This window comes from Pseudomonas sp. B21-028, from assembly GCF_024749045.1.
Lineage (GTDB): Bacteria > Pseudomonadota > Gammaproteobacteria > Pseudomonadales > Pseudomonadaceae > Aquipseudomonas.
The window spans coordinates 3576429-3601156 of the sequence record NZ_CP087184.1 but is presented as its reverse complement, the minus strand read 5'-3'; the positions used below and the strand labels follow the sequence as shown (position 1 = coordinate 3601156).

Annotated in this window: 24 protein-coding genes; 10 read left to right on the top strand and 14 right to left on the bottom strand. The window is 62.3% G+C overall.

Features of this window, described 5'->3' with window-relative positions:
- Positions 1 to 39 precede the first annotated feature (39 nt).
- Positions 40 to 1329, bottom strand: coding sequence for a hypothetical protein (locus LOY35_RS15620; RefSeq protein ID WP_258624568.1), 1290 nt, complete (start codon positions 1327 to 1329; stop codon positions 40 to 42).
- A 198-nt stretch (positions 1330 to 1527) separates the two neighbouring features.
- Positions 1528 to 1794 carry a hypothetical protein gene (locus LOY35_RS15615; protein ID WP_047698525.1) on the bottom strand — a complete coding sequence of 89 codons (267 nt, stop codon included), beginning with the start codon at positions 1792 to 1794 and terminating at the stop codon, positions 1528 to 1530.
- Between the two features lie 340 nt (positions 1795 to 2134).
- Here LOY35_RS15615 and LOY35_RS15610 point away from each other — a divergent pair, with 340 nt between their 5' ends.
- Positions 2135 to 3460 carry a sigma-54 dependent transcriptional regulator gene (locus tag LOY35_RS15610; RefSeq protein ID WP_258624565.1) on the top strand — a complete coding sequence of 442 codons (1326 nt, stop codon included), beginning with the start codon at positions 2135 to 2137 and terminating at the stop codon, positions 3458 to 3460.
- Positions 3461 to 3592: 132 nt separating this feature from the next.
- Here LOY35_RS15610 and LOY35_RS15605 read toward each other — a convergent pair whose 3' ends face one another.
- The 9 genes from LOY35_RS15605 to LOY35_RS15565 form a co-directional block, all read right to left on the bottom strand.
- Positions 3593 to 4852 (bottom strand): hypothetical protein, encoded by a 1260-nt coding sequence (locus LOY35_RS15605; RefSeq protein ID WP_258624562.1) that lies wholly within the window; start codon positions 4850 to 4852, stop codon positions 3593 to 3595.
- A gap of 45 nt (positions 4853 to 4897) precedes the next feature.
- Positions 4898 to 5644, bottom strand: coding sequence for a hypothetical protein (locus LOY35_RS15600; protein ID WP_258624560.1), 747 nt, complete (start codon positions 5642 to 5644; stop codon positions 4898 to 4900).
- A 59-nt stretch (positions 5645 to 5703) separates the two neighbouring features.
- On the bottom strand, positions 5704 to 6384 hold the full coding sequence (locus LOY35_RS15595; protein WP_258624558.1) for a C39 family peptidase: 681 nt from the start codon (positions 6382 to 6384) through the stop codon (positions 5704 to 5706).
- Positions 6385 to 6450: 66 nt separating this feature from the next.
- Complete coding sequence (locus LOY35_RS15590) at positions 6451 to 7428, bottom strand: heme utilization protein (RefSeq protein WP_258624555.1); 978 nt, start codon at positions 7426 to 7428, stop codon at positions 6451 to 6453.
- Positions 7429 to 7493: 65 nt separating this feature from the next.
- The gene (locus LOY35_RS15585) at positions 7494 to 8072 is read right to left on the bottom strand and encodes an adhesin (protein ID WP_258624550.1); all 579 of its coding nucleotides are present in this window, start codon (positions 8070 to 8072) and stop codon (positions 7494 to 7496) included.
- A gap of 1 nt (position 8073) precedes the next feature.
- Entirely contained in the window at positions 8074 to 8520 is a 447-nt protein-coding gene (locus tag LOY35_RS15580; protein ID WP_258624548.1) for a hypothetical protein, read from the bottom strand.
- A gap of 347 nt (positions 8521 to 8867) precedes the next feature.
- Positions 8868 to 9392, bottom strand: a complete 525-nt coding sequence (locus LOY35_RS15575; protein WP_258633650.1) for an AAA family ATPase — start codon at positions 9390 to 9392, stop codon at positions 8868 to 8870.
- Positions 9389 to 9952, bottom strand: coding sequence for a nicotinamide riboside transporter PnuC (gene pnuC / locus LOY35_RS15570; protein ID WP_258624547.1), 564 nt, complete (start codon positions 9950 to 9952; stop codon positions 9389 to 9391). Before pnuC ends, LOY35_RS15575 begins: the two co-directional genes overlap by 4 nt.
- Positions 9953 to 10273: 321 nt before the next feature.
- On the bottom strand, positions 10274 to 10627 hold the full coding sequence (locus LOY35_RS15565) for a hypothetical protein (protein ID WP_258624545.1): 354 nt from the start codon (positions 10625 to 10627) through the stop codon (positions 10274 to 10276).
- A gap of 415 nt (positions 10628 to 11042) precedes the next feature.
- Between LOY35_RS15565 and LOY35_RS15560 the strand changes: the two genes are divergently transcribed.
- Positions 11043 to 15911, top strand: coding sequence for an NAD-glutamate dehydrogenase (locus tag LOY35_RS15560; protein WP_258624544.1), 4869 nt, complete (start codon positions 11043 to 11045; stop codon positions 15909 to 15911).
- 112 nt (positions 15912 to 16023) lie between these two features.
- Here the strand turns inward: LOY35_RS15560 and LOY35_RS15555 are convergent, their stop codons facing one another.
- The 3 genes from LOY35_RS15555 to LOY35_RS15545 form a co-directional block, all read right to left on the bottom strand.
- Complete coding sequence (locus LOY35_RS15555) at positions 16024 to 16428, bottom strand: cupin domain-containing protein (protein ID WP_047703262.1); 405 nt, start codon at positions 16426 to 16428, stop codon at positions 16024 to 16026.
- Positions 16429 to 16672: 244 nt separating this feature from the next.
- Positions 16673 to 16966 carry an antibiotic biosynthesis monooxygenase family protein gene (locus tag LOY35_RS15550; protein ID WP_258624542.1) on the bottom strand — a complete coding sequence of 98 codons (294 nt, stop codon included), beginning with the start codon at positions 16964 to 16966 and terminating at the stop codon, positions 16673 to 16675.
- 120 nt (positions 16967 to 17086) lie between these two features.
- Positions 17087 to 18520 (bottom strand): PLP-dependent aminotransferase family protein, encoded by a 1434-nt coding sequence (locus LOY35_RS15545; RefSeq protein WP_258624541.1) that lies wholly within the window; start codon positions 18518 to 18520, stop codon positions 17087 to 17089.
- A gap of 202 nt (positions 18521 to 18722) precedes the next feature.
- Here LOY35_RS15545 and LOY35_RS15540 point away from each other — a divergent pair, with 202 nt between their 5' ends.
- The 8 genes from LOY35_RS15540 (at position 18723) to LOY35_RS15505 (ending at position 24697) form a co-directional block, all read left to right on the top strand.
- On the top strand, positions 18723 to 19163 hold the full coding sequence (locus tag LOY35_RS15540; protein WP_258624540.1) for a carboxymuconolactone decarboxylase family protein: 441 nt from the start codon (positions 18723 to 18725) through the stop codon (positions 19161 to 19163).
- Positions 19164 to 19341: 178 nt separating this feature from the next.
- A complete protein-coding gene (gene pdxH / locus LOY35_RS15535) occupies positions 19342 to 19989 on the top strand; it encodes a pyridoxamine 5'-phosphate oxidase (protein ID WP_258624535.1) in 648 nt (215 codons plus the stop codon).
- 88 nt (positions 19990 to 20077) lie between these two features.
- The gene (gene moaB / locus LOY35_RS15530) at positions 20078 to 20632 is read left to right on the top strand and encodes a molybdenum cofactor biosynthesis protein B (RefSeq protein WP_258624532.1); all 555 of its coding nucleotides are present in this window, start codon (positions 20078 to 20080) and stop codon (positions 20630 to 20632) included.
- Positions 20629 to 21876, top strand: coding sequence for a gephyrin-like molybdotransferase Glp (glp, locus tag LOY35_RS15525; protein WP_258624529.1), 1248 nt, complete (start codon positions 20629 to 20631; stop codon positions 21874 to 21876). Before moaB ends, glp begins: the two co-directional genes overlap by 4 nt.
- Before the next feature lie 81 nt (positions 21877 to 21957).
- Complete coding sequence (locus tag LOY35_RS15520; protein ID WP_258624528.1) at positions 21958 to 22953, top strand: peptidase U32 family protein; 996 nt, start codon at positions 21958 to 21960, stop codon at positions 22951 to 22953.
- 10 nt (positions 22954 to 22963) lie between these two features.
- Entirely contained in the window at positions 22964 to 23854 is an 891-nt protein-coding gene (locus LOY35_RS15515) for a U32 family peptidase (protein ID WP_258624527.1), read from the top strand.
- Positions 23848 to 24321 carry an SCP2 domain-containing protein gene (locus tag LOY35_RS15510; protein WP_258624526.1) on the top strand — a complete coding sequence of 158 codons (474 nt, stop codon included), beginning with the start codon at positions 23848 to 23850 and terminating at the stop codon, positions 24319 to 24321. The genes LOY35_RS15515 and LOY35_RS15510 overlap by 7 nt, the downstream gene beginning before the upstream one ends.
- Position 24322: 1 nt before the next feature.
- Positions 24323 to 24697, top strand: a complete 375-nt coding sequence (locus LOY35_RS15505; RefSeq protein ID WP_258624525.1) for a putative zinc-binding protein — start codon at positions 24323 to 24325, stop codon at positions 24695 to 24697.
- Positions 24698 to 24728: the final 31 nt, after the last annotated feature.

Here is a 24728-nt window from a genome sequence, read left to right as displayed (position 1 = left end):
GAATTCATACCGCTTCAATCACGCTTGAAGTTTTCCGGATCATGCCCAATATCCGGTCACCACGGCTTGGTAGGTACCGTGGAGGGAATGGCCTCCCACCAGGATTTTTCCGTTGGCCTGTATCGCCAGGGAGGTGGCGGTGTCCAGGCTGTAGCCGAGTCGCGTGCGAACCCAGCCTTTGCCCTGGCCGAACGCCGGGTCGAGGTTGGCGTCCGACAGATGCCGGGCCAGAATGAAGTCGGCCTCGATACCACCGAAGGTGGCTCCGGCGGTGACCAGCTTTCCATCGGATTGAACCTGGGCGGCGGTCCACTGGCTGGCGTTGCGTCCGATCTCCAGGAGCTGGCACTGTCCCTGGTTGCAGTGTTGATCCGGCTTGCCGTCCCGGTGCACCTTCAGGGACAGGCAATACATAGGGTCGCGACTGCTGCCGAACGCTTGCAGATCACCGTTCTGATGTTGAACGATCTGGTTGATCATCACGCTGCACTCCTTGGCGGCGATGGACAGGAAGCCGTTCTCGCCGAAGCTGTCATCGAGTCTGCCGCTGGGGTCATAGCGCACCATCAAGCCTTGCTGGGGCAGATCGATGGCGCCGCCCACTACGATGTTGCCGTCGGCCTGGAGTGCGAGACAGCTCAGCCAGGTGTTCTTCAACAGGCGCCGGACCATGACAAAACCGCCTCTGTTGAATGAGCTGTCCAGTGTGCCGTCCGGTAGCAGGCGGATCAGGATGCCGACATGGTCGGACAGCTGGTAATGATGGTTGGCCAGTAACAGAATCCGACCGTCAGCCTGCACGCGCATGTCGCAGGCTTCGAGGCCTGGTAGGCCAGGTGGCAGCCAGGGGTCGCGCAGACCTTGGGAGAGATTGCCTTCGATCCGGATGACTTGTTGCCCGGCGTTGCCGAAACCGGGAGCGGGGTGGCCTTGTTGATCGAACAGGGCCAGGGCAGGGAGGGTGTGGTCGGTGCTTTCGTAATGCAGGCCGGATAATAGAATTTTTCCGTCGGGCAGCTCGGTCACTTTGGCTGCCGTTGCTTCGAAGCCGGGCTCAAAAGAACCGATTACACAGCCACCGGTTCCAAAGCCCGGATCGGTCGAACCGTCGTGGTTGAGCCGTGCGAGCCCGAACCGGCTGCCATGAGGTGTCTCGATCCTGGCCGCCACCAGAATTTTTCCGGTACGGTCGAGGGTCAGCCCGGTGGTCAGGCTGGAAGTGCTGCCGGAAAATTGAACCAATGCCTTGCCGTTGTTGGCAAAGCCAGCATCCAGTTGGCCGGCGTGTACCGCCGCCATTGGAAGCTCAGGCGCGAATTGATTGAGCATGCCTGCCTCTCCTTGCGCGTCGACCGGCCCGGAGGGGCGATGACTGCATGAGGGCAACATTCAATCCCTGAATGTGACAGCGCACAACTGTCAAACCTTGCACAAATAGCTGCGAATCGTGCCAGAGCGATGGCTTTTCGACTCAGTGCCAAGCCTGCTATCAATACAGGCTCGGACTGTATACGGAAAAGAGGGTGTTTATTCCGGCATCGACCAGGATTGCAACTTGTAACCTTCCTGGCTCAATTCGGCGCGGGCCTGTTTCAACAGGTTGGCCAGTTGGGCTGGATCGGTATAGGCACTGCTTGGAATCTGAGTGCGGCCAATATGGGTATTGGTGCGGTCGACGACGGTAAGGCTCAACTCGCCGTTACCATCCTGCGGGGCCCAGGCCACGCACTGGAAAGGTTTAAATGCGCGGTCGGCAATCAAAAGAGCTTCGTTGATACGGAGCGGGGCGTTCATGGCGTTCTCTCATAAAAGTGCCCAATCAGATGATGTGCCGTCGGTTGGGCGGACCGTGCGGCGGGTTACTTGTACTGATGTTCCGAACCGTGGGTCAGGTCACACAATCCTCGAATAAATTTCGATTTTCTTTCAGACCCGGTAAAAAGCCTTTTGTTTGAAAGCATCTTGAAAGATTTGCGCCACGACAACTAACGAAACGCTCGCTTATAACCATTTTTAAGTGATTTCAATAATCAATTGATACAAGGAAGTGTCAACTTCTTGCTACTGTTACATGCAGGTCCGCCAAACGACTGTTTCTAATCATATTTCTTATTTTTGGCGCCAAGGATCAGTCATGATCGAAGCCAGTACGTCACGTCGTCTGCTCGTGGTTGATCCCTGCGATGATTGCCATCGCCTGTTACCGGGCCTACGCACCGCTGGTTGGGCGGTAGAGAGTTGCTCGCTCGAACATGCCGGTGATCGAACGTGCGACGTAGGCCTTTTGAGGTTGCAACCTTTTCACCTGGAGCGTCCGGAGGCGGTCAAGGAATTGATCAGCCGCAGCGGTACCGAGTGGATCGCGGTGCTCAACCAGGAAGTGCTGCGCCTGAAGAATGTGGGCGATTTTGTCTGCGAATGGTTTTTTGATTTCCATACGTTGCCCTTCGATGTGTCACGGGTCCAGGTGACACTGGGCCGGGCGTTTGGCATGGCGCGCCTGCGCGGACAGGGCTCGGTTCATATCCAACTCCCTGAGCATGAACTGCTGGGCGACAGCAAGCCGATTCGTGAACTGCGCAAGTTGTTGGGCAAGCTGGCGCCCACCGAGTCGCCGGTATTGATTCGTGGCGAGAGCGGTACCGGCAAGGAGCTGGTGGCGCGCACCCTGCATTCGCAGTCCCTGCGTCGCAACAAGCCGTTCATTGCCATCAACTGTGGCGCCATCCCCGAACATCTGATCCAGTCCGAATTGTTCGGTCACGAAAAAGGGGCGTTTACCGGCGCTCACCAGCGCAAGATCGGCCGCATCGAAGCGGCCCACGGCGGGACATTGTTTCTGGATGAGATTGGCGACCTGCCGCTGGAGTTACAGGCCAATCTGCTGCGATTCCTGCAGGAAAAGCACATTGAGCGGGTGGGTGGCAGCCAGCCGATTGCCGTCGATGTCCGGGTACTGGCGGCCACCCATGTGGATCTCGAAGCGGCCATCGAGCATCGGCTGTTTCGCGAAGACCTGTACTATCGCCTGAACGTGCTGCAAGTGGTGATGGCGCCGCTGCGGGAACGCCACGGCGACTTGTCGATGCTCGCCAGTCACTTTTCCCATCTCTACAGCCAGGAAACCGGCCGCCGGCCCCGCAGCTTCAGCGAGGATGCGCTGGTGGCGATGGGCGTGCACGACTGGCCGGGCAACGTCAGGGAACTGGCCAATCGTGTCCGTCGCGGCCTGGTGCTGGCCGAGGGGCGGCAGATCGAAGCCCGGGACCTCGGCCTGGCCAGCCCTCATGGGGTCGTGGCACCGATGGGCACCCTTGAAGACTACAAGACCCGTGCCGAGCGCCAGGCACTGAGCGATGTGCTCAACCGTCACAGTGACAACCTGAGCGTCGCGGCCCGCGTGCTGGGCGTGTCCCGGCCAACGTTCTATCGCCTGCTGCACAAGCATCAGATCCGCTGAATCACTCCCTGAAGCAAGGTCACTGGAAAAACCTGTGGAAGCGAGCCTGCTCGCGATGACGGTAGCGCAGACACCTGTTTAGTGACTGATCCACCGCTATCGCGAGCAGGCTCGCTCCCACAGGGTTCCGCGCTAGAAGTAATACGGAAACTTGAGGCTGAAGCTGAAGTCCGGCGCATCGTCGGTCAGGCCGATGGACAGGTTGGGCACGATGGTCAGGTTGTCGGAGGCGGCGATGGTCATGCCGATATTGAAGTAGCCGGCATTGGCATCACTGGAGACCACTGACTCCCAATCCCCACCGTCCTGCTTGAGCTTGCTTTTCTTCTGGATCAGGTCCGATACCGAGAACGACATGCTCATTTTCTCGTTCAACGCAAAGGCCAGGCCTGCGCCGATCTGGAAGCTGTCGCCGATCCGCACCTTGCCCGGCACTTTCTGGTTGACGGTGGAACTGATGTCATCGAACGATTCTTCGAAGTTATGGGTGTAGGCCAGGGTGCCGAACAGCACGGCCGGGTCGAAGGTCTTGACCAGGGAAAGCCCGGGGGTGATCGACCAGACGCCGTTGCCGGTGGGTAGATCCTCGGGTACGAACAGGTTGGTGTTGCTCTGGGACTGACGCAGCTTGATGCCGAATGGATCCTTGCCGGTAGGGGCCTTGACGCGCAGGGTCACCACCGCGTCGGGAGTGTTGATCGATTCGTCCATGAACTTGTAGGCAATGCCGAAATTGACATCGCCGATGGTGGGATCGCGGGTGACGGTTTCTTCGCTGGTGACACCGGCCGCGCCGTTATTGGCACCCCCGGACTGGTACGTGGATTCCCGGTAGACCACCGGCACATTGAGGTCGAACTGCCAGCGATTGTCGAAGTTGTAGCGGCCGGTGAGGTCCAGCGTCCAGGTGTCGGCCTTGATCCGGTCCAGGTTGATGTTGCCCAGGAAAATCGAATCCAGGGCCAGGAAGCCGTTGAGGATCAGTTGCCGGGTGTCGTAGCGCGAATAGGTCACGCCGGTCTCGAAGCTGAATTTGCCGCCGCCGAAGAAGCCGCTGGCCTCGTCATAGAGGTTGGAGACACTCTGGGCCGGTTGCGAGTCGTCGGCCAGGGACTGCCCGTAGCCGCTGCCGGCCACGTTCTGGTTGCCTTTCATGTCGGCCGGGGATTTGACCAGGCGCTTGGGCTGTGGGGCGGCGGGCTGGTCTTCCACCTGACGTACCCGCTGTTCGAGTACCGCCAGGGCTTTTTGCTGGACCTCGTATCGTTGCCTGAGCTCAAGCAGCTCCCGTTTCAATGCCTCTACGTCCGCATCCGGTGCCGCTTGCAACAGAGTCGCCGGGAACAACGTGCTTAGACACATTACAGCGCGCAACGATACGGATCGATACATGAAAATGCCGTCCCTATTTTCCCAGTGGTCGAAAGGCAGCGTAGTTCAATACCCAAGGTTGCGCAGGCCGCGCAGCTGCGTCAGGTTGCAGTCCAGCGCTCCGGCGCTGGGGCCGTTGTTGTTCAGCACCACATTGAGTTGGGTCATGTTGTTGACCAGGTTGCTGTTGCCCAGCAGGCGGGTATTTTGCAAAAGGCCACCCTGGGCGACTTGCTGCAACGCGCTGCCCTGGTTATGACTGGCCTGGATCGCCATCTGTATGCCGCTGCCGGTAGCGGTCACCGCGACGCTGCCGGCGGCGTTGCTGCCGCTGATGGTCTGGCCACGGGTCAGCAACTGGCCTTGGGCGGGAACGAGGGCGGAGGGCCGGTTGCTTTCCTTCACGTTGATGCTGACGTTGTTGTAGGCGGTATTGCCGTCACCGGCAGCGCGTACGCTCTGGGTCACACCGTGGCTCGTCCCAAGACCTGCGCCACCGGTAATGTTGCCGCTGCCCTGTTCCGGAGCGCTGCCGTTGCCGGTCTGCTTGATGGTGGAAACGTAGAACTCGGGTTTGACGGTTGAGGCCTGGATCTGCATGGAGCTGGTTGCGCCGATCAGGTCGCCGCTGGCGTTGCGCCAGGTACTGCTCATGACGATGCCGAAGCTGATGACCCGCCCTGGCATGACATAACGACCGCGCAGCTCGGCGAGCTCGTGGTCCTCGATTTCGATGGGTTTGAATCCGGCATGGGCATAGCCGGACACGGTCGCGGCCAGGCAGGCCAGCGACAGCCAGTGTGAAGTTTTCATGTACCGCTCCCGGAGCATCCTGCTCCTTTTTGTATTTGTCGTTGGCAGTGGGTCGGCGATTAAAAAAAGTCGCTCTGTATGAAACCGAAATCCATCAATTCCGCATCCTTGACCGGGTTGAACCCGTCCAGCTTGTTACGTGCCGTCAGCGGTTGCGGGGGGCTGCGCAGTGCGTTGGTCTTGTCGTAGCCGGGACCGACGATGGCAAAGACGATGCCGTTCCAGCCCTTGACGAAATCGTCGTGGGCGTAGCGCTTGTGCCCCAGCACCGGGTCGCCGATGTAGACCCATTGCTTGTCGGCCCGCTGCAACACCACGAAGTGCTTGTAACCACGTATTTCCATCAGCACCACCACTGGAATCGTCACGGCTTCGAGCTTTTGCGCCGGTATCCGGTAGCCTCGGGCGCGCATGCCGATGCTTTCCACGTAGCGCTTCATGTCCAGCATGGAGAAGCCCTGGGTACGCACGAGGTCCGGGTCGGCATTGACCAGCATGCCCTTGATGACATGCTCTTCATCGACGTCCAGCCAGTAGGCCTGGCGCAGCACCGTGGCCAGTGCGGCGGCACCGCAACTGAAATCGGTTTTCTGCTCGACGATGTCGCTGAACTTGCGCTCGCGCACGCTTTGCACCGGTTTGTAGACCAGCATGCCGCCGGGGAGGGCGGCGACCGGCATTTGCGCGGCTTCTGTGACACAAGCCATGCAAAGCAGCAGGGAAAGGGCAGTCGCACGCATGATCGATACGCCTTGTGGAAACCCTGGAAAAGAAGCCCCGTTGCCGGGGCCCCATTTCACACGTAGCTACATGCAGGCTTTGCAGCCGGCAGCGATGGACAGCGAATTGCTCTGCTGGTTGCCCACGCCCGCCGACACGTTGGCGCCGCCGTTGCCGGAGAAGCCGTTCATGGAGTTGTTCATGGTGGCGTTGTTGATGACAGGGTTTTTCCAGCCATCGCGGGTCAGCACTTGCTGGGTGTTGCTGCCGGCCAGTTCGAAAGTGCCCACGGCGGAGAACTTGAACTTGTCGTCATCATGACCGCCGCCATAACCACCTTTGTTGCCCCAGCCGCCATGGTCGTTGTCTTCGGCGGTGCCGGTGCCTTTGGCCTTGAACGTGCCGGAGGCTTCATAGGTGCTGGTGAGGGTGTCGGTCTTGTAGGTCCGCACGCCTTTGTTATCCACTACCAGGCCGGTAGAGGTCTGGTCGGCGGCGGCCGAGGCTTGTGCTACACGGCCACCCGATACGGCGATGGCCAGGTTGTTTTTCTGTTGGTTGAAATTGCCGGCGGTCACGTTGATGCCGATGTTGCCGGAGCCGTTGTTGCCCGCGTTGGTGAGCGACGCGTTGTTTTGAGTCGAGTTGTTTTTGACGTAGTTGTTGTTATTGACCTGGGTGGCACTGGACATGGAGACAGCCGAACCGAAGATGAAGCTTTCGTCCGCGGTGGCCAGGGCGGCGGCGTTGTCCTGCTGGTTACCGTCGCCGGCCGCGACGTTGGCGCCCATGTTACCGTTGCTGCCATTGAGCGAGTCCTTGGCTTCAGCGGTGTTCCTGGTGGCCTGGTTGGTCACCACGTTGCCGTCGCTGTTCTGCTCATCCAGCACCGTAGCCCCAGCACCGGCGCTGATGGAGAGCAGTTGATCCAGCGTCGGGCCTTGGTGGTCATGACCGCCATGACCGTGACCGTGGTTGTTATCGTTGCCACCGGCCTGTGCGGCCATTGCCATGACAGCGGCGAGAGCGAAAACCAATGGTTTGAGTGCCATTGTTGGTTTCATGGTGTTTCTCCTTGCGTGTCGTTGGTTAAGTGTGTCGGTACTTTCTTATGGGTCTACTGCCCGGGTCAGTCGGTGACCCGGATGCTCAGGGTGTTGGCCATGCGGTTCCCCACCCCGGCGCTCTGGTTCACCTGGATGACCCCTCGGCTGCCGGTGAAGGCCTGGTCGCTGGTGACGACCTGGCGGCTGCCGGTTGGGGCGCCAGTTGCTCCTGAGTTCGGTAACAGCGCCACGTTCTGTTGAGAGAGCGCGCTGTCGTCAATGCTCTGCGGCTGGGCGCTGATGCCTACCCGCATGACATTGGCCATCTGGTTGTTGGCCCCGGCGGACTGGTTGACGCCCAGCACACCGTTGCCGTTGCTGAAAGAGCTGCCGCCGATGCGGGCGGTTGCGTTCATGGAGGGATCGGCGGGGGTATCCAGCCGTTGGCGCACCTGGGTGCTGGCCTGGGCTTCGGTGCCGATGGCAATGGCACGGGTGTTGGTCTGCTGGGTCCGGTCGCCCGCCGCCTGGTTGACGTTGAAGTTGCCGGTATAACGGCTGCCGGAGTCCTGCAGGTTGGCGCTACTGACCACCGCCACGCCGGGGTCGGCAAATACCGTGGATGAGCCGAGCAGGGCCAGCAGGAACAGGGCTGGTCTCATGTCATTGACCTCCCGCCAGGCGACCCAGCGGAGCCAGGCCTGAACTCAGGGAGCGGTTGATCGTGCCGGAAATCGCACCTCCACTGCCGCCACCATGGCCGGCCCTCATGCCGGGCATGCCGCTGGGGTTGGTCACGACATTCAGGCCTTGTACGCCGGTACTCGTATTGAAGGTGTTGCGGATCGATGAGCCGCTGGCGACGCTGGCAAATTCACCGTCGCTCAGTTCGGTGCTGGTGGTCGCTTGGCCGATTCGGGTGGATGGGTTGGCATTGACGGTGGTCGGGTAGGGATCCTTGCCACCGTTGCGACCGATATGGACGGGCTGCACGTCACGGTTGAGGACGATGACGCCGTTGCCTTCGGCCTGTACCGGCAGGCTGAGGGTCGCGCCGGTGGCGCAGCCGATCAGCAACAGGACGGTCAAACTTTTATCGAAAGTTCCCACGGCATCGATTCCTTCTTCGGTGGGCTGGCCTTTATCCAGCGTTGCGAAGGGGAAAGAGCAGATGTCGTGCCGGGTTTGTAAAAGCCTTTTGATTCAACAGGTTGGCTGTTGCGGCGCAACGGCTGGTGCGTGACCTGTTTCAAGGCTGAGACAAGCCTTGTGAAGGTCAATTGGCCATCTGCTGTCAAATGGCTCTGGATCCAGGCTCTTGAGGGGGTGTTTCAGTGACTTGACAGTCAGGATGGCAAACCGCTGAAACAGCGTTGGATCCGGGTTTGACGCGGCGGGGATGTTTCAAGGATGCAACAGGATGGCACTATGATCCCACCTTTTTCTGGGAGATCCGTTCAGGCCTGGAGTAATTGGGTCACGGCTGCGAACACCTGGCGTTGACGCTGTGCCCAATCGCCTTCGATCACCTGGAAAGGTTGCTGATGCCGAACCAGCCAATCCTCGATGGCCATGAAAAATTGCAGGCGATGCGCCAGTTCAGGTTGGCAGCGCAGGCCGTCGCCAGTCCAGTCGACCTGCTCGGGGCTCAATAGCAGATGCAGGTCGTAATGCCGGCTCAGCAAGGCCGGCTCCAGCCAGTCCGGGCAGTCGCCGAACAGGGTCCGGCTCCAGAGGATATTGCTCAACAGGTGGGTGTCGAGGATCAGCAGCGACGGTTGTCGGGCGCGGGCTGCGTCTTCCCAGGCCAATTGTCCGCTGGCGATTTCGGTGATGTCGTCCAGACAGGTGTCGCGGGGGTTCTGTTCCATGAAGTGGCGGACGTATTCGTCTACACGCAAGCCACCGAAGTGCCCCTGCAACTGCGCCGCCAGCCAGCTCTTGCCGGCAGACTCGGGGCCGGTCAACACCACCACCTTCATGCGCGCAGGGCCGGGTCGGCGCGCCATTCCCGCCAGCCCTGCACGGCCAGCAGGGTGAACAAGGCATACAGCGCGGCGGTCAGGTGCAGCCCCTTGTAGATGAACAGGCCGACGAAGATCACATCCAGGGCGATCCACAAAGGCCAGCATTGCACGCGCTTCTGCGCCATCCACCATTGGGCCACGAGGCTGAAGCCGGTAAGCGCCGCGTCGAGCCAGGGTTGGGCGGCGTCGGTCCAGTGCGCCATGGCAGCGCCCAGCACCAGGCTGCCCGCGGCCCCGACAGCCAGACAAAGCAGCACCGACGGTCCACCCAGCCGTGTGACCTGGCGCCCGTCATGACGTTGGCCGGCACGGGTCCATTGCCACCAGCCGTACAGTTGCAGTGCGGCGTAGACCACTTGCAACAACATGTCCGAGTAAAGCTTCACGTCGTAGAAAATCCAGCTGTACAGCACCACCATGACCAGGCCGATCGGCCAGCACCAGGGGTTCTGCTTGACAGTCAACCAGACAGCGATCACGCCGAGGGCTGCGGCAAACAGTTCAAGCCCGGACATGGCGGTTCCTTGGGGGATGGAAAAGGGGGGGGCGATTGTAAACGTTATGGTGGGGACAGCTCCAACATCAATGTTGGATGTGCCGGCGTTATCGCGAGCAGGCTCGCTCCCACAGGGGTTCCGGGTTGATTGCAGGATCTGTGGTTGCCAGAGAAACCTGTGGGGGCGGGCTTGCTCGCGAACGCGGTGTTGGATGTGCCGGTGTTATCGCGGGCAAGCCCGGCTCCCGCAGGGTTGCGAGGTGTTCTCGGAATAGCGGCGGCCGCAGATCCCTTGGTGGGAGCGAGCCTGCTCGCGAAGGCGGCCGTACAAACGCTGAAATCAAATCTGCCTGACGTAGGTCCCGACACCCCTGAGGATGTTCTGCAATGTCAGTTCCACCTCCGCCAAGTCCGCTTCATCGGTGTCATGGCTGATTTCCAGCACGTCATCGCCATTGAGCACATCGGCGTCCGCCGCGGCGACTTCGATTTTCAGCAGTGTCGGGCTGAGGGTGACTTTCACGCCGTCCAGGGTCGACGGCTCGCCATCGAGGGCGATTTCCAGTTCATCTTCGTCGGGATAGCGGGTCATCAGGAACATTTCGCCCTGCAGGCTGTGACAGCACAGCATGGCCATGTTGTCTTCTTCGTCGTCGCACGGGTTGGCGATCAGAAGGGCGGTGGTCATTTGCATCGGGGCGGCTCCTGGCTCGATGAGCCTTGCGGGTGCGGAAAAGCGGATTCTGCCAGCACGGAGGATTTACTGCGACCACCTGCGTAATCCGTGCGCGATTTCAAATCGTGGGGTGCCGATTGCCCCGCAGGCTGCTAGGGTTGTTCGATGCGCTAGCCGATGACCGAATATGTCGCAGCGCTGCAAGCAGGGGCCTTGTCGCACTCGTTAAGCTGCGCAACGGATGCGCACGTGCACGGGCGTTTCCTGTAGATGCCCAAGACATGGAAATGGAATGTGACCTGCGGGTCTTGTCCAGCTTCACCCACCTGTCGTCCTGTTTCCTCTGCCCGAGAATCAGGAACAGGATGGCCGGCAGCCCGAAAGGGGCTGCATGACGCTTCCATCAATAACAAGCCCAAGCGGAGTACCACAGATGGCGTTCTTCACCGCAGCCAGCAAAGCCGACTTCCAGCATCAACTGCAAGCGGTACTGGCGCAGCACATCAGTGAACAGGCACTGCCACAAGTGGCGCTGTTTGCTGAACAATTCTTCGGCATCATTTCCCTCGATGAACTTACCCAGCGCCGGTTGTCCGACCTCGCCGGCTGCACCCTGTCCGCCTGGCGCCTGCTTGAGCGCTTCGACCACACGCAATCGCAGGTCCGCGTCTACAACCCCGATTACGAACGCCACGGCTGGCAGTCGACCCACACCGCAGTGGAAGTGTTGCACCACGACCTGCCGTTCCTGGTGGACTCGGTACGTACCGAGCTGAACCGCCGCGGCTACAGCATCCATACCCTGCAGACCACCGTGCTGAGCGTGCGCCGTGGCAGCAAGGGCGAGTTGCTGGAAATCCTGCCGAAGGGCACCCAGGACGAGGGCGTGCTGCAAGAGTCGCTGATGTACCTGGAAATCGACCGCTGCGCCAACGCCGCCGAACTCAGCGTCCTGAGCAAGGAACTCGAGCAGGTACTGGGTGAAGTGCGCGTGGCCGTGGCCGACTTCGAGCCGATGAAAGACAAGGTCCAGGAGATCCTCACCAGCCTGGACAACAGCGCCTATGCCATCGATGCCGAAGAAAAAAGCGAGATCAAGACCTTCCTGGAGTGGCTGGTGGGCAACCACTTCACCTTCCTGGGCTATGAAGAGTTCGTGGTCCGTGACGATGCCGATGGCGGCCATATCGAGTACGACCCCGAGTCGTTCCTCGGCCTGACCAAGCTGCTGCGCGCCGGCCTGACCGCCGATGACCTGCGCATCGAGGACTACGCCGTCAACTACCTGCGTGAACCGACGCCGCTGTCGTTCGCGAAGGCCGCGCACCCGAGCCGTGTACACCGTCCGGCTTACCCGGATTATGTGTCGATCCGTGAAATCGACGCCGACGGCAAGGTCATCAAGGAATGCCGCTTCATGGGCCTGTACACCTCTTCGGTGTATGGCGAGAGCGTGCGCGTTATTCCGTACATTCGCCGCAAGGTCGCCGAAATCGAGCGTCGTTCGGGCTTCCAGGCCAAGGCGCACCTGGGCAAGGAACTGGCCCAGGTGGTCGAAGTGCTGCCCCGCGACGATCTGTTCCAGACCCCGGTGGATGAGCTGTTCAGCACCGTGATGTCCATCGTGCAGATCCAGGAACGCAACAAGATCCGCGTGTTCCTGCGCAAAGACCCGTACGGCCGTTTCTGCTACTGCCTGGCCTACGTGCCGCGCGATATCTATTCCACCGAAGTGCGCCAGAAGATCCAGCAAGTGCTGATGGATCGCCTGAAGGCCTCGGATTGCGAATTCTGGACGTTCTTCTCCGAATCGGTATTGGCCCGCGTGCAGTTGATCCTGCGGGTGGACCCGAAGAACCGTATCGACATCGACCCGCTGCTGCTGGAAAAAGAAGTGGTGCAGGCCTGTCGCAGCTGGCAGGACGACTACGCGAGCCTGGTCATCGAGAGCTTCGGCGAAGCCCAGGGCACCAACGTGCTCGCCGACTACCCGAAAGGCTTCCCGGCCGGCTACCGCGAGCGCTTTGCCGCGCATTCGGCGGTGGTCGACATGCAGCACCTGCTGAGCCTGAATGAAAAAAATCCGCTGGTCATGAGCTTCTACCAGCCGCTGGGCCAGGTGTCCGGCCAGCGTGAGCTGCATTGCAAGCTGTATCACGCCGACACGCCGCTGGCGCTGTCCGATGTGTTGCCGATCCTGGAGAACCTCGGCCTGCGCGTGCTGGGCGAGTTCCCGTACCGTCTGCGCCACACCAACGGCCGCGAGTTCTGGATCCATGACTTCGCCTTCACCGCCGCCGAAGGGGTGAACCTCGACATCCAGCAGCTCAACGACACCTTGCAGGACGCCTTCGTCCACATCGTCAGCGGCGATGCCGAGAACGATGCGTTCAACCGCCTGGTGCTGACCGCCGGCCTGCCGTGGCGCGACGTGGCGCTGCTGCGTGCCTACGCCCGCTATCTCAAGCAGATCCGTCTGGGCTTCGACCTCGGCTACATCGCCAGCACCCTGAACAACCACACCGACATCGCTCGCGAGTTGACCCGGTTGTTCAAGACCCGCTTCTACCTGGCCCGCAAGCTCACCGGCGAGGACCTGGAAGACAAGCAACTGCGTCTGGAGCAGGCGATCCTCACGGCACTGGACGACGTCCAGGTGCTCAACGAAGACCGCATCCTGCGTCGCTACCTGGACCTGATCAAGGCCACCCTGCGGACCAACTTCTACCAGACCGACGCCCACGGCCAGAACAAGTCCTACTTCAGCTTCAAGTTCAACCCGCACCTGATCCCGGAACTGCCGAAGCCGGTGCCCAAGTTCGAGATCTTCGTCTACTCGCCACGGGTCGAAGGCGTGCACCTGCGCTTCGGCAACGTCGCCCGTGGCGGCTTGCGCTGGTCCGACCGTGAAGAAGATTACCGCACCGAAGTCCTGGGCCTGGTAAAAGCCCAGCAAGTGAAGAACTCGGTGATCGTGCCGGTCGGTGCCAAGGGCGGCTTCTTGCCCCGTCGCCTGCCACTGGGCGGCAGCCGGGACGAGATCGCGGCCGAGGGCATCGCCTGCTACCGCATCTTCATCTCCGGCCTGCTGGACATCACCGACAACCTCAAGGACGGCGCCCTGGTGCCGCCAGCCAACGTCGTGCGGCATGACGACGATGACCCGTACCTGGTAGTGGCTGCCGACAAGGGCACCGCGACCTTCTCCGACATCGCCAACGGCATTGCCATCGACTACGGCTTCTGGCTGGGCGACGCCTTCGCCTCCGGCGGTTCGGCCGGCTATGACCACAAGAAAATGGGCATCACCGCCAAGGGCGCGTGGGTCGGCGTGCAGCGCCACTTCCGCGAGCGCGGCATCAACGTCCAGGAAGACAGCATCACCGTGGTCGGTGTCGGCGACATGGCCGGCGACGTGTTCGGTAACGGTTTGTTGATGTCCGACAAGCTGCAACTGGTCGCGGCGTTCAACCACCTGCACATCTTCATCGACCCGAACCCGGAACCCGCCAGCAGCTTCGCCGAGCGCCAGCGTCTGTTCGACCTGCCGCGTTCGGCCTGGACCGACTACGACACCAGCATCATGTCCGAAGGCGGCGGCATCTTCTCGCGCAGCGCGAAGAGCATCGCCATCACCCCGCAGATGCAGGCACGTTTCGACATCAAGGCCGACAAGCTGACCCCGACCGAACTGCTGAACGCCTTGCTCAAGGCGCCGGTGGACCTGTTGTGGAACGGCGGTATCGGCACCTACGTCAAAGCCAGCACCGAAAGCCACGCCGATGTCGGCGACAAGGCCAACGATGCGCTGCGCGTGAACGGTAACGAACTGCGCTGCAAGGTGGTGGGCGAGGGCGGCAACCTGGGCATGACCCAGCTGGGCCGTGTCGAGTTCGGCCTGCATGGCGGCGCCACCAACACTGACTTCATCGACAACGCGGGCGGCGTGGACTGCTCCGACCATGAAGTAAACATCAAGATCCTGCTCAACGAAGTGGTGCAGGCCGGCGACATGACCGACAAGCAACGTAACCAGTTGCTGGCGAGCATGACCGACGAAGTCGGTGGTCTGGTGTTGGGCAACAACTACAAGCAGACCCAGGCCCTGTCCCTGGCGGCCCGTCGCGCATTCGTGCGGATCGCCGAATACAAGCGCCTGATGAACGATCTGGAAGTCCGTGGCAAGCTGGACCGCGCCATCGAGTTCCTGCCGACCGAAGAACAGCTGGCCGAACGCGTCGCGGCAGGCCATGGCCTGACCCGTGCCGAACTGTCGGTGCTGATCTCCTACAGCAAGATCGACCTCAAGGAAGCGCTGCTCAACTCCCTGGTACCGGACGACGACTACCTGACCCGGGACATGGAAACCGCGTTCCCGGCGACGCTGGTGAACAAGTTCTCCGAGGCCATGCGTCGCCATCGCCTGAAGCGCGAGATCGTCAGCACCCAGATCGCCAACGACCTGGTCAACCACATGGGCATCACCTTCGTCCAGCGGCTCAAGGAGTCCACGGGCATGAGCCCGGCGAACGTGGCGGGCGCGTATGTGATCGTGCGGGACATCTTCCATCTCCCACACTGGTTCCGTCAGATCGAAGCCCTGGACCACCAGGTGTCGGCCGATGTGCAACTGGAGCTGATGGATGAGCTGATGCGCCTGGGCCGTCGTGCGACCCGCTGGTTCCTGCGCAGCCGCCGTAACGAGCAGAACGCTGCTCGCGATGTGGCTCACTTCGGTCCGCACCTGGCGGCGTTGGGCCTCAAGCTCGACGAACTGCTGGAAGGGCCGACCCGCGAAGGCTGGCAGACCCGCTACCAGGCCTACGTGGCCGCCGGCGTGCCAGAGTTGCTGGCGCGCATGGTTGCGGGTACCACGCACCTGTACACCTTGCTGCCGATCATCGAGGCGTCCGACGTCACCGGCCAGAACGCCGCCGATGTGGCCAAGGCCTACTTCGCCGTGGGCAGCGCCCTGGACATCACCTGGTACCTGCAACAGATCAGTGCCTTGCCGGTGGAAAACAACTGGCAGGCCCTGGCCCGCGAAGCGTTCCGCGATGACGTCGACTGGCAGCAACGGGCGATCACCATCTCGGTCCTGCAACAGGGCGACGGCACCCAGGACGTGGAAACCCGCCTGGCGCTGTGGCTGGAGCAGCACCAGGACATGGTCGAGCGCTGGCGTGCCATGCTGGTGGACATCCGTGCCGCCAGCGCCACCGACTACGCCATGTACGCGGTTGCCAACCGCGAACTGCTGGACCTGGCGTTGGCAGGTCAGACGGTCTTGACGGCCAACTGATCCGGCGTTGAATGAAAAAGCCCCGCATTGAGAGATGCGGGGCTTTTTTTGTGGGCGCCGGTCCATGCCAGGCACTGATTCTCCTTGTGGGAGCGAGTAGTGTGGTGGATCTTTATTTTTTCAGCGGGATCAACACCGCTTCCTTCTCACCCATCACCATGAATACCAGCAATTTTGCCGGCTCGGTCGCGCTGGCATTCTTCGAGACCAGGTGCTCGGAACCGGCTGCCTCATACCAGAACTCCCCGGCCTTGTAGGTGATCGCCGGTTCGCCTTTGACCTGGGAGGTAATGGCGCCTTCGAGCACGTAGGCCATGGCCGTGCCCTCATGTTTGTGGGCGATGGACGACTGGCCCGGGGCGTAGTCGACGGTCAGCATCATGGCTTTCTTGCCCGGCAGGTTTTTCAGCATCTTTTCCTGCAACACCTGGACCTTCTCCGAAGGTGCTGTTTCGTGGGCGTAGACCTGGGCGATGGGCAGCAGGCTGAGGGCGGCGATCAGGGAGAGGGTTTTCATGGCAATGGCCTTCGTGGGGTTTGAGTGGATCCGCGCTGTTGCGTCGATGGAACCACCCTATGCCCGCTGGCGGGGCAAGCAAACGTCCAATCTTTCGGAAGGCCGGTAGACCAATTGGCCTACCGATCCATGACAAGCTGCCGGTGATCTTGTGGCGAGGGGATTTATCCCCGCTCGAGTGCGCAGCACTCGCCAGATAGGCGCCGTCAAGAATATTTGGGGCCGGCTCAGGAGTGCGGGCAGTTCAGACAATCGGGAAACTATTGAAATCCACGCTTCGGGCCAGGCGGTTGTCGATCAGGCCGATAAACCCCTGCACTTCGGGGCAGTTGAAGTGGGCCTGCATGGCCGCTTCCGATTGCCAGCGGGCGCTGACGGTCCAGCGGTCGCCGTCCACCGGGCACCGGTCGACCATGTAGGCGTCGCAGCCGGGCTGGGTGCGCAGGGTTTCGACGATTTGCCGCAGCTGTCGGCCCAGTTCTTCCGAGCGACCGGCGGCGGCTTGCACCTGTACGGTATTGATCACTTGGCGAGACATTGTTCAGGCTCCTGAATCAAGTCGGACGGAATGTTCACAATCAACGACACCGATGCAGGATAGGCCTGCATCGGTGAACATCAAACAGCCAATGGGCGGATAAGCGGGCAGTCCAATCGCTCAGGCGACCTGCTGCAGGATGTCCCGCAAGCGATCCAGGGCGATATCGATGTCCAGGACTTCGATGGCGCCAAAACCGAAGAACAGGCCCGGCCGCGGCGGCGCTTCGTTGAAGAAGCCCTCAAGGCTGTACAGCCCGACCTCGACTTTTCTCGCCAGCTCGATCACCAGCGGCAGATCGATCGGTACTTTGCACAACACCGCCAGATGAAAGCCGGCGGTGGTGGGCACGGCTTCGAACCAGGGCGACAGATCCCCGGCCATGCGCGCCAGGATCCGCTCGCGACGTCCGGCATACAAGGCGTGGCAGCGACGGATGTGCTTGAGCAGGCAGCCTTCGGCGATGAACTTGGCCAGCGCCCATTGGGGCAGGGTGGAGGTGTGCTGGTCGGTGAGACGCTTGGCCAGGATCACCGCTTCGAGAATCGCCGGCGGCAGGATGGCGTAGCCGAGCCGCAACTCCGGCAGCAGGGTCTTGGAGAAGGTCCCGACGTACGCCACTATGCCGCGTTCGTCCATGCTCTGCAGCGAGTCGGCGGGCCGGCCTTCGTAACGGAACTCGCTGTCGTAATCGTCTTCGATGATGATCGCGCCGAGCTCATAGGCCCGCGCCAGCAGAGCCTCGCGCCGGGCCTGGCTCATGGGCATGCCCAGGGGAAACTGGTGGGAGGGCGTGACATAGATCAGCCGTGTGCCGTCGGGGATCTGGTCCACCCGCATGCCCTGGTCATCCACCGGCACCCCGACCACCGTGGCGCCGTGGGAGCCGAACAGCAATCGTGCCGGTGGATACCCCGGATCTTCCATCGCCACCAGGCTGCCGGACCGGGTCAACACCCGTGAAATCAGATCCAGGGCCTGTTGCGCACCGTTGCACACCACCACGTCATCGTCCTGACAGTTGACCCCCCGGGAAAACGCGATGTGCCGGGCTATGGCATTGCGCAGTGCCGGCAGGCCCCCGGGCTGGCTGTAGAGGCCCTTGGCGTTGGCGATCTGGCGCAGGGCATGGGCGGTGCAGCGACGCCAGTCGTCCAGGGGAAACTGCCCCTTGCCGGTGGCGCCGCCGATGAAGTCATAACGCAATGCGCTTTCGGGCGTGGGATGGCGCAGCAGGTCCGGCATGTTCCGCCAGGCCTCGACGACGTCGGCCCCGGCCAGCTCCCGGTGGTTTTGTTTGCGCACGATCCTGGCCGGCCGCGCATTGACGTAGGTACCCTTGCCGATGACGCCGGTCAGGAAGTTCTCGTAGGTCAGTTGGGCGTAGGTGTCGGAAACGGTCTTGCGTGAAACGCCCAACTGTTCGGCGAGCAGGCGGCTGGGCGGCAGTTGCGTGCCGGCAGCCAGGCGACCGCTTTCGATTGCGTCGCGCAACTGTTGGTACAACTGACTTGTCAGGTCCTTGCGGCCTTTGATGACGACATGAAGTTCCATACCCGCGGGCTCCCGGACAATCGCCTGGCGGCAGCGTCAAAGCTGCAAGATTACCTGCATTGTGCATTCGGATAGAAGTTGCGTGGAGGAAATCCGGCAGATTGGTCTGGCGCGCAGTGGCCCTGGTTTTTTCGAGCAATTGGACCTGTCGTCGACGGCCTTGAGGTTCTACCGTGAAGAGATCCCTGTCACGGAGCCCGACATGAGCCAGCGTCTGGATTACTACAGTGCGTCCCCTGGGGCGATGAAAGCGATGATTGGCCTGGAAGCGTTGACCAGCCGCCTGAGTATCGAACCGGCGTTGCTGCACCTGATCAAGATCCGCGCCTCGCAACTCAATGGCTGTGCCTTCTGCACCGACATGCACTCGGTGGATGCACGACGCTTGGGTGAAACCGAACGGCGTCTGTTCGCGGTGGCCGTATGGCGCGACAGCGGCTTTTTTACTGACCGCGAACGCGCCGCCCTGGCTTGGACCGAAGCGGTGACGCTGTTGGCCCAGAGCCAGGTACCGGACGATGTCTATGCCCAGGCCCGTGCCTGCTTCAGCGAGGAGGAGATGGTGGACCTGACGATGGCGATCAGCACCATCAACAGCTGGAACCGGCTGGCGGTGAGTTTCCGCCAGCGCCCCGGTGACTGAGTCAGGCGGTGTCTGATCGGCCGCTTTCGCGAGAGGCGCCCACAGGTCCGACAACCCCGAGCGAGCCTGCTCGCGATAGCGTCGGTAAGATCACCGCAGGGATCGGCATTGACAACGATCAAGGCCGGTCCGCCTCGTAGCACCCACACTGGGTAAAACCCTTGTGGAGATCACCCTCATGCCCCTGTCCCTGGCAGACATGCGCCGCCAATACACCCGCGATGGCCTGGACGAAGCCCATACCCCCGACGATCCGCTGGCGCTGTTCGGGCTATGGATGCGACAGGCCCGGGAAACCGAAAACCCTCCGGTCGAGGCCAACAGCATGGTCCTGGCGACAGTGGACGAGCAGGGCCGCCCCCATGCCCGGGTGTTGTTACTCAAGGGCTTTGGCGAAGACGGCTTCACGTTCTTCGGCAATTACGGCAGCGGCAAGGGCCAGGATCTGGCAATCAATCCCTGGGCGGCGATGACGTTCTTCTGGCCGGGCCTGGAGCGTCAGGTGCGCATCGAAGGACAGGTTCGCCGACTCGATCCCACACTGTCGGATGCCTATTTCAACTCACGCCCGCTGGCCAGCCAGCTCGGGGCCTGGGCGTCGCCGCAAAGCCAACCGCTGGACAATCGCGCCGCGCTGGAAAGCTTGCTGGCATATGCCGAACAACGTTTCGCCGACCAACCGGTGCCGCGCCCCGGCCAGTGGGGCGGCTATTGCCTGCAACCGGAGCGACTGGAGTTCTGGCAGGGCCGCGCCGATCGCTTGCATGACCGTCTCGACTATCGCCGGCAGGACGGCGGGTGGCAGCGCAGCCGTCTGGCGCCCTGAGCGCCAGGGGAGGTACCTCCACGGAGGAATAGGCCCGGCACCGAATGCGGTTCAGGCTGGGCCATCTTCTCTGACAGGACGGCTGATCATGGCCCATCTGACGCAACGCCAATTTCAACCGCTGAACATTGCGGTGCTCACCATCAGCGATACCCGCAGCTTCGATACCGACACCTCCGGCCAGACGCTCGTCGATCTGCTGCAAACAGCCGGTCACGTACTGATCGACCGGGGGCTGGTGAAAGACGATATCTACCAGATCCGCGCCCAGGTCTCCCAGTGGATCGCCGACCCAACGGTGCAAGTGGTATTGATGACCGGCGGCACCGGTTTCACCGCCCGCGATAACACGCCACAAGCAGTGGCGCCCTTGCTGGACAAGCAGGTGGATGGCTTTGGCGAATTGTTCCGTCAGGTTTCGCTGGCTGAGATCGGCATGTCCAGCCTGCAATCCCGCGCACTGGCCGGCATGAGCAATGGCGTGCTGGTGTGCTGTCTGCCGGGGTCGCCGGGCGCTTGCCGGACCGGTTGGGAACAGATCCTGGCCGGGCAGTTGGACAGTCGCACCGGGCCATGCAATTTCACTCCTCATCTCAAGCCCCAGGCGGACGTTGTGCCGGTGGCCTGCGAGACGCGCTCATGAGCGGCCGCGGATGTGGATCGGCGTGCGACAGCGGTACGTTGATGCCGGTGGATGAGGCCATCCGTCACCTGCTCGACCAGGCGCCGCCGCCACCGCCGATCCAGCGGACTGGCCTGGACCAGGCCCTGGGCCGTGTATTGGCTGCCGATGTCCTGTGCCCCATGAACCTGCCTGCCTGGGACAACAGCGCCATGGACGGTTACGCCCTGCGGGCCGTCGATCTGTCTCCCGCCGGGGGATACCTGGCGTTGAGCGGACGAATCGCCGCCGGCGACGGGCCGGGTGAGCCGTTGCGGGAAGGGCAGGCGGTACGGATTTTTACCGGCGCGCCATTGCCGCCGGGTGCCGACACCGTGGTGCCCCAGGAGAGCTGCCGGGAGGAGGGCGGGCGGGTCTGGGTATCGTCGGCCAGGCAAGGGGAGCATGTGCGCAAGGAGGGTGAAGAGCTGCGCCGAGGCGAACGATTGTTCAAGGCCGGTACTCGCTTGCGGGCCCAGGAGCTGGGACTGCTGGCCGGCGCCGGGATCGCCTCGGTGGAGGTTTATCGTCCCTTGCGGGTTGTCTTGCTCAGCAGCGGCGACGAACTGCGTGAACCGGGCGAGCCATTGGCGCCAGGGCAGATCTATAACAGCAATCGCCGCAGCATCGCCGCGTTGTTGCGTGGTTGGGGTTTCGAGGTGCATGACTTCGGCGTCATGCCCGATCGACTCCAGGCCAGCCAGCAGGCACTGAGCCTGGCCGCCGCCGACTGTGACGTACTGCTGACCTCCGGCGGTGTATCCGTGGGCGAGGAAGACCATCTCAAGCAAGCCATTGAGCGTCTCGGCAGCATCGACCTCTGGCGCCTGGCGATACAGCCGGGCAAACCCCTGGCCTTCGGCGACGTGGCCGGCACGCCCTGGCTCGGATTGCCGGGTAACCCGTCGGCGGCGCTGATCACGGCGCTGGTGGTGGTGCGTCCGTTCCTGTTCCGCGCCCAGGGCATGGATCAGGTGCTGCCCGTGCCCTTGCATGTGCCGGCCGGTTTCGACTGGTTGCAGCGCAACCGTCGCCGCCAGTACCTGCGGGCCCGACTGGTGCCGGACGCCGAAGGTCATCTGTGTGTGGTGCCGCACCCTCAGCAAAGCTCGGCCATGTTGACCGCCGCCTGCTGGGCCGATGGACTGGCGGTGGTAGGGCGCGAGGCGCAGGTGCACAAGCACGACCGGGTGATGTACTTGCCGTTCGCCGAGCTGATGTCTTGACGGCAATTGACTGCCGTCAAGGTCACCGGCTGACGGCTGGCTAGACTGGCGGCGCCCCAGGTTTTCTCACGAGGATGCCCCATGCAACTGGTTTGCCCGGCAGGGAATCTGCCTGCCCTCAAAGCGGCGGTGCGCCAAGGCGCCGATGCCGTCTATGTCGGCTTTCGCGATGACACCAATGCCCGGCATTTCGCCGGGCTGAACATGGACGACAAACAGTTCGACGCGGCTGTCGCGCACATCCGCCAGCATCAACGCAAGCTCTATGTCGCCGTCAACACCTACCCGCAACCCAAGGGGTGGGAACGCTGGCAACGGGCGGTGGATCGTGCCGCCGATTTCGGCGTGGACGCCCTGATCGCCGCCGACCCCGGTGTGCTCGGCTACGCCAGCCAGCGTCATCCTGACCTGGCGCTGCACCTGTCCGTCCAGGGCTCGGCGACCCACGCCGCCGCCCTGGCGTTCTACGCCCAACGCTATGGCATCCGGCGTGCCGTGTTGCCTCGGGTGCTGTCCCTGGCCCAGGTCCGGCAGGTGGCGGCAGGCAGTCCGGTGCCCATCGAGGTCTTCGGTTTCGGCAGCCTGTGCATCATGGCCGAGGGCCGCTGTCACTTGTCCTCCTACATTACTGGTGAGTCGCCGAACCTCTGTGGCGTCTGCTCGCCGGCGAAGGCCGTGCGCTGGAGCGAAGATGCCGAGGGGCTGAGTGCCCGTTTGAGCGAAGTGCTGATCGACCGCTACACCCCACAGGAATCGGCCGGTTACCCGACCCTGTGCAAAGGCCGCTTCCTGGTGGGCGGCAAGCGCTTCCATGCACTGGAAGAGCCCACCAGCCTGGACACCCTGGACCTGCTGCCGGAACTGACGGCCATCGGCGTCGAGGCGGTGAAAATCGAAGGCCGCCAGCGTAGCCCGGCCTACGTGGAACAAGTGACCCGGGTCTGGCGCGCCGCGCTGGATACACACCGGGCCGCGCCGCAGCGTTTCCGCGTGCGCGAAGAATGGCGCCAGGTGCTGGCCGGTCTGTCCGAAGGCAGCCAGACCACCCTGGGTGCCTACCATCGATCATGGCAATGAGGAGGGCCAGATGAAACTCAGCCTGGGACCGGTCCTGTTCTACTGGGACAAAACACAACTGGGAAATTTCTACGCCGAGATGTCGGCCTTGCCGCTGGATGTGATCTACCTGGGGGAGACGGTGTGCTCCAAGCGCCGGGCCTTTTCCCTGGACCAATGGCTGGGGTTGGCGCGGGAACTACAGGCGTGCAGCCAGGCCCAGATCGTGCTGTCGAGCCTGACGCTGATCGAGGCGGCCTCGGAGTTTTCCACGTTGCGTCGCCTGTGCGACAACGGCCAATTGCTGGTGGAGGCCAACGACATGGGCGCCGTGCAAGTGCTGGCCGAGCGCAAACTGCCCTTTGTCGGTGGGCCGGCCCTGAACCTGTACAACGGTCACGCCCTGGCGCAGTTGCTCGACAGCGGCATGATCCGCTGGGTGCCGCCGGTGGAGTGTTCGGCGGCGCTGATCAGCGATGTACTGGAGCAAGTGCGGGAAATGGATCGCGAGGTACCCGAGGTGGAAATCTTCGCCTATGGTCATCTGCCCCTGGCCTACTCGGCGCGTTGCTTCACCGCCCGGGCTGAAAACCGGCCCAAGGACGACTGCCAGTTCTGTTGCATCAACTACCCCGACGGCCTGGCGTTGAGCAGCCAGGAAGGCCAGCAATTGTTCACCCTCAATGGCATCCAGACCATGTCCGGCGAGGTGAGCAACTTGCTGGCCGATTACAGCGCCTTGAAGGCATGCGGTGCCGACGTGCTGCGCCTGAGTCCTCGGGCCCAGGGCATGGCGGAGGTGGTCAAGGCTTTCGACCGGGTCCGCCAGGGCGAGACGCCGCCACTGTTTGTGGAAGGGTGTAACGGCTACTGGCACGGCCATGCCGGCATGCTGAAGGTAGAGGAGGCGGGGCTGTGCTGAGTCCGAAGAAGTGGATGCTCAAAGGCGCCGACCGCGTGCTGCCGCTGATCGGCAAGGTACCGTTCGCGGTGCAGCGACTGGTGTTGCAGCAGGCGCTCAATCGGTGCCTGGCCGAACCGCTGCACGATGGCGGGTTCGATGTACTGCGTGACCGCTGGCTGTGCCTGCGGGTGCCTGACCTGGGCTTGCGCTGGTACCTGACGCTGGGGCGTGAGGGCCTGCGCATCGCCGAACGGGCCGAAGCCCAGGTCACCATCAGCGGCAACTGGCGTGAGTTCCTGTTGCTCGCCAGTCGTCAGGAAGACCCCGATACGCTGTTCTTCCGACGGCGGCTGGTCATCGAAGGCGATACTGAGCTGGGGTTGGCACTGAAGAACCTGATCGACAGCCTCGATCCGGACGTGTTGCCACCCTGGTTGTGGCGCAACCTGGAGCGGGCGGGGAAAGGCCTGGCGACGGTGGGATGAGATGAAGGCACTTGATGATTTGCCCCTGGTGTACTCCTGCTCCGGCTGCTCCAACGTCGCGCAACTGGCCAATACCGTCGCCCTGCGCCTGGACCGCGCAGGCCTGGCCGAGATGTCCTGCATCGTCGGGGTGGGCGGGCACGTCGCGGTGCTGGTCAACAAGGCCCGCTCGGGACGGCGGATCATTGCGCTGGACGGCTGCCCCTTGCAATGCGTGCAGGGCTGTTTGCAGCAACACGGGTTGAAGGCGGATGTGCCTGTGGTCCTGAGCCAGTTGGGCTTGCGCAAGCGGTATGGGGTCGATTGCACGGAAGACGAGGGGGATGCCTTGTTCGAGTACCTCGTACCGATTGTCAGGGGGCCAAGCGCAGATTAGAGGGGCCGCTCCTATCCTGTGAGTCCTGCGA

What these genes read in the sequence shown, in the direction of transcription:
- LOY35_RS15575 (WP_258633650.1), bottom strand. Translation starts at nt 9,392, where the DNA reads ATGAAGGTGGTGGTGTTGACCGGCCCCGAGTCTGCCGGCAAGAGCTGG.
- LOY35_RS15540 (WP_258624540.1), top strand. Translation starts at nt 18,723, where the DNA reads ATGAGCCAGCGTCTGGATTACTACAGTGCGTCCCCTGGGGCGATGAAA.
- pdxH (WP_258624535.1), top strand. Translation starts at nt 19,342, where the DNA reads ATGCCCCTGTCCCTGGCAGACATGCGCCGCCAATACACCCGCGATGGC.
- LOY35_RS15560 (WP_258624544.1), top strand. Translation starts at nt 11,043, where the DNA reads ATGGCGTTCTTCACCGCAGCCAGCAAAGCCGACTTCCAGCATCAACTG.
- LOY35_RS15555 (WP_047703262.1), bottom strand. Translation starts at nt 16,428, where the DNA reads ATGAAAACCCTCTCCCTGATCGCCGCCCTCAGCCTGCTGCCCATCGCC.
- LOY35_RS15605 (WP_258624562.1), bottom strand. Translation starts at nt 4,852, where the DNA reads ATGTATCGATCCGTATCGTTGCGCGCTGTAATGTGTCTAAGCACGTTG.
- LOY35_RS15550 (WP_258624542.1), bottom strand. Translation starts at nt 16,966, where the DNA reads ATGTCTCGCCAAGTGATCAATACCGTACAGGTGCAAGCCGCCGCCGGT.
- LOY35_RS15615 (WP_047698525.1), bottom strand. Translation starts at nt 1,794, where the DNA reads ATGAACGCCCCGCTCCGTATCAACGAAGCTCTTTTGATTGCCGACCGC.
- LOY35_RS15590 (WP_258624555.1), bottom strand. Translation starts at nt 7,428, where the DNA reads ATGAAACCAACAATGGCACTCAAACCATTGGTTTTCGCTCTCGCCGCT.
- LOY35_RS15610 (WP_258624565.1), top strand. Translation starts at nt 2,135, where the DNA reads ATGATCGAAGCCAGTACGTCACGTCGTCTGCTCGTGGTTGATCCCTGC.
- LOY35_RS15505 (WP_258624525.1), top strand. Translation starts at nt 24,323, where the DNA reads ATGAAGGCACTTGATGATTTGCCCCTGGTGTACTCCTGCTCCGGCTGC.
- LOY35_RS15515 (WP_258624527.1), top strand. Translation starts at nt 22,964, where the DNA reads ATGAAACTCAGCCTGGGACCGGTCCTGTTCTACTGGGACAAAACACAA.
- LOY35_RS15520 (WP_258624528.1), top strand. Translation starts at nt 21,958, where the DNA reads ATGCAACTGGTTTGCCCGGCAGGGAATCTGCCTGCCCTCAAAGCGGCG.
- LOY35_RS15595 (WP_258624558.1), bottom strand. Translation starts at nt 6,384, where the DNA reads ATGCGTGCGACTGCCCTTTCCCTGCTGCTTTGCATGGCTTGTGTCACA.
- pnuC (WP_258624547.1), bottom strand. Translation starts at nt 9,952, where the DNA reads ATGTCCGGGCTTGAACTGTTTGCCGCAGCCCTCGGCGTGATCGCTGTC.
- LOY35_RS15600 (WP_258624560.1), bottom strand. Translation starts at nt 5,644, where the DNA reads ATGAAAACTTCACACTGGCTGTCGCTGGCCTGCCTGGCCGCGACCGTG.
- LOY35_RS15545 (WP_258624541.1), bottom strand. Translation starts at nt 18,520, where the DNA reads ATGGAACTTCATGTCGTCATCAAAGGCCGCAAGGACCTGACAAGTCAG.
- LOY35_RS15620 (WP_258624568.1), bottom strand. Translation starts at nt 1,329, where the DNA reads ATGCTCAATCAATTCGCGCCTGAGCTTCCAATGGCGGCGGTACACGCC.
- glp (WP_258624529.1), top strand. Translation starts at nt 20,629, where the DNA reads ATGAGCGGCCGCGGATGTGGATCGGCGTGCGACAGCGGTACGTTGATG.
- LOY35_RS15565 (WP_258624545.1), bottom strand. Translation starts at nt 10,627, where the DNA reads ATGCAAATGACCACCGCCCTTCTGATCGCCAACCCGTGCGACGACGAA.
- moaB (WP_258624532.1), top strand. Translation starts at nt 20,078, where the DNA reads ATGGCCCATCTGACGCAACGCCAATTTCAACCGCTGAACATTGCGGTG.
- LOY35_RS15585 (WP_258624550.1), bottom strand. Translation starts at nt 8,072, where the DNA reads ATGAGACCAGCCCTGTTCCTGCTGGCCCTGCTCGGCTCATCCACGGTA.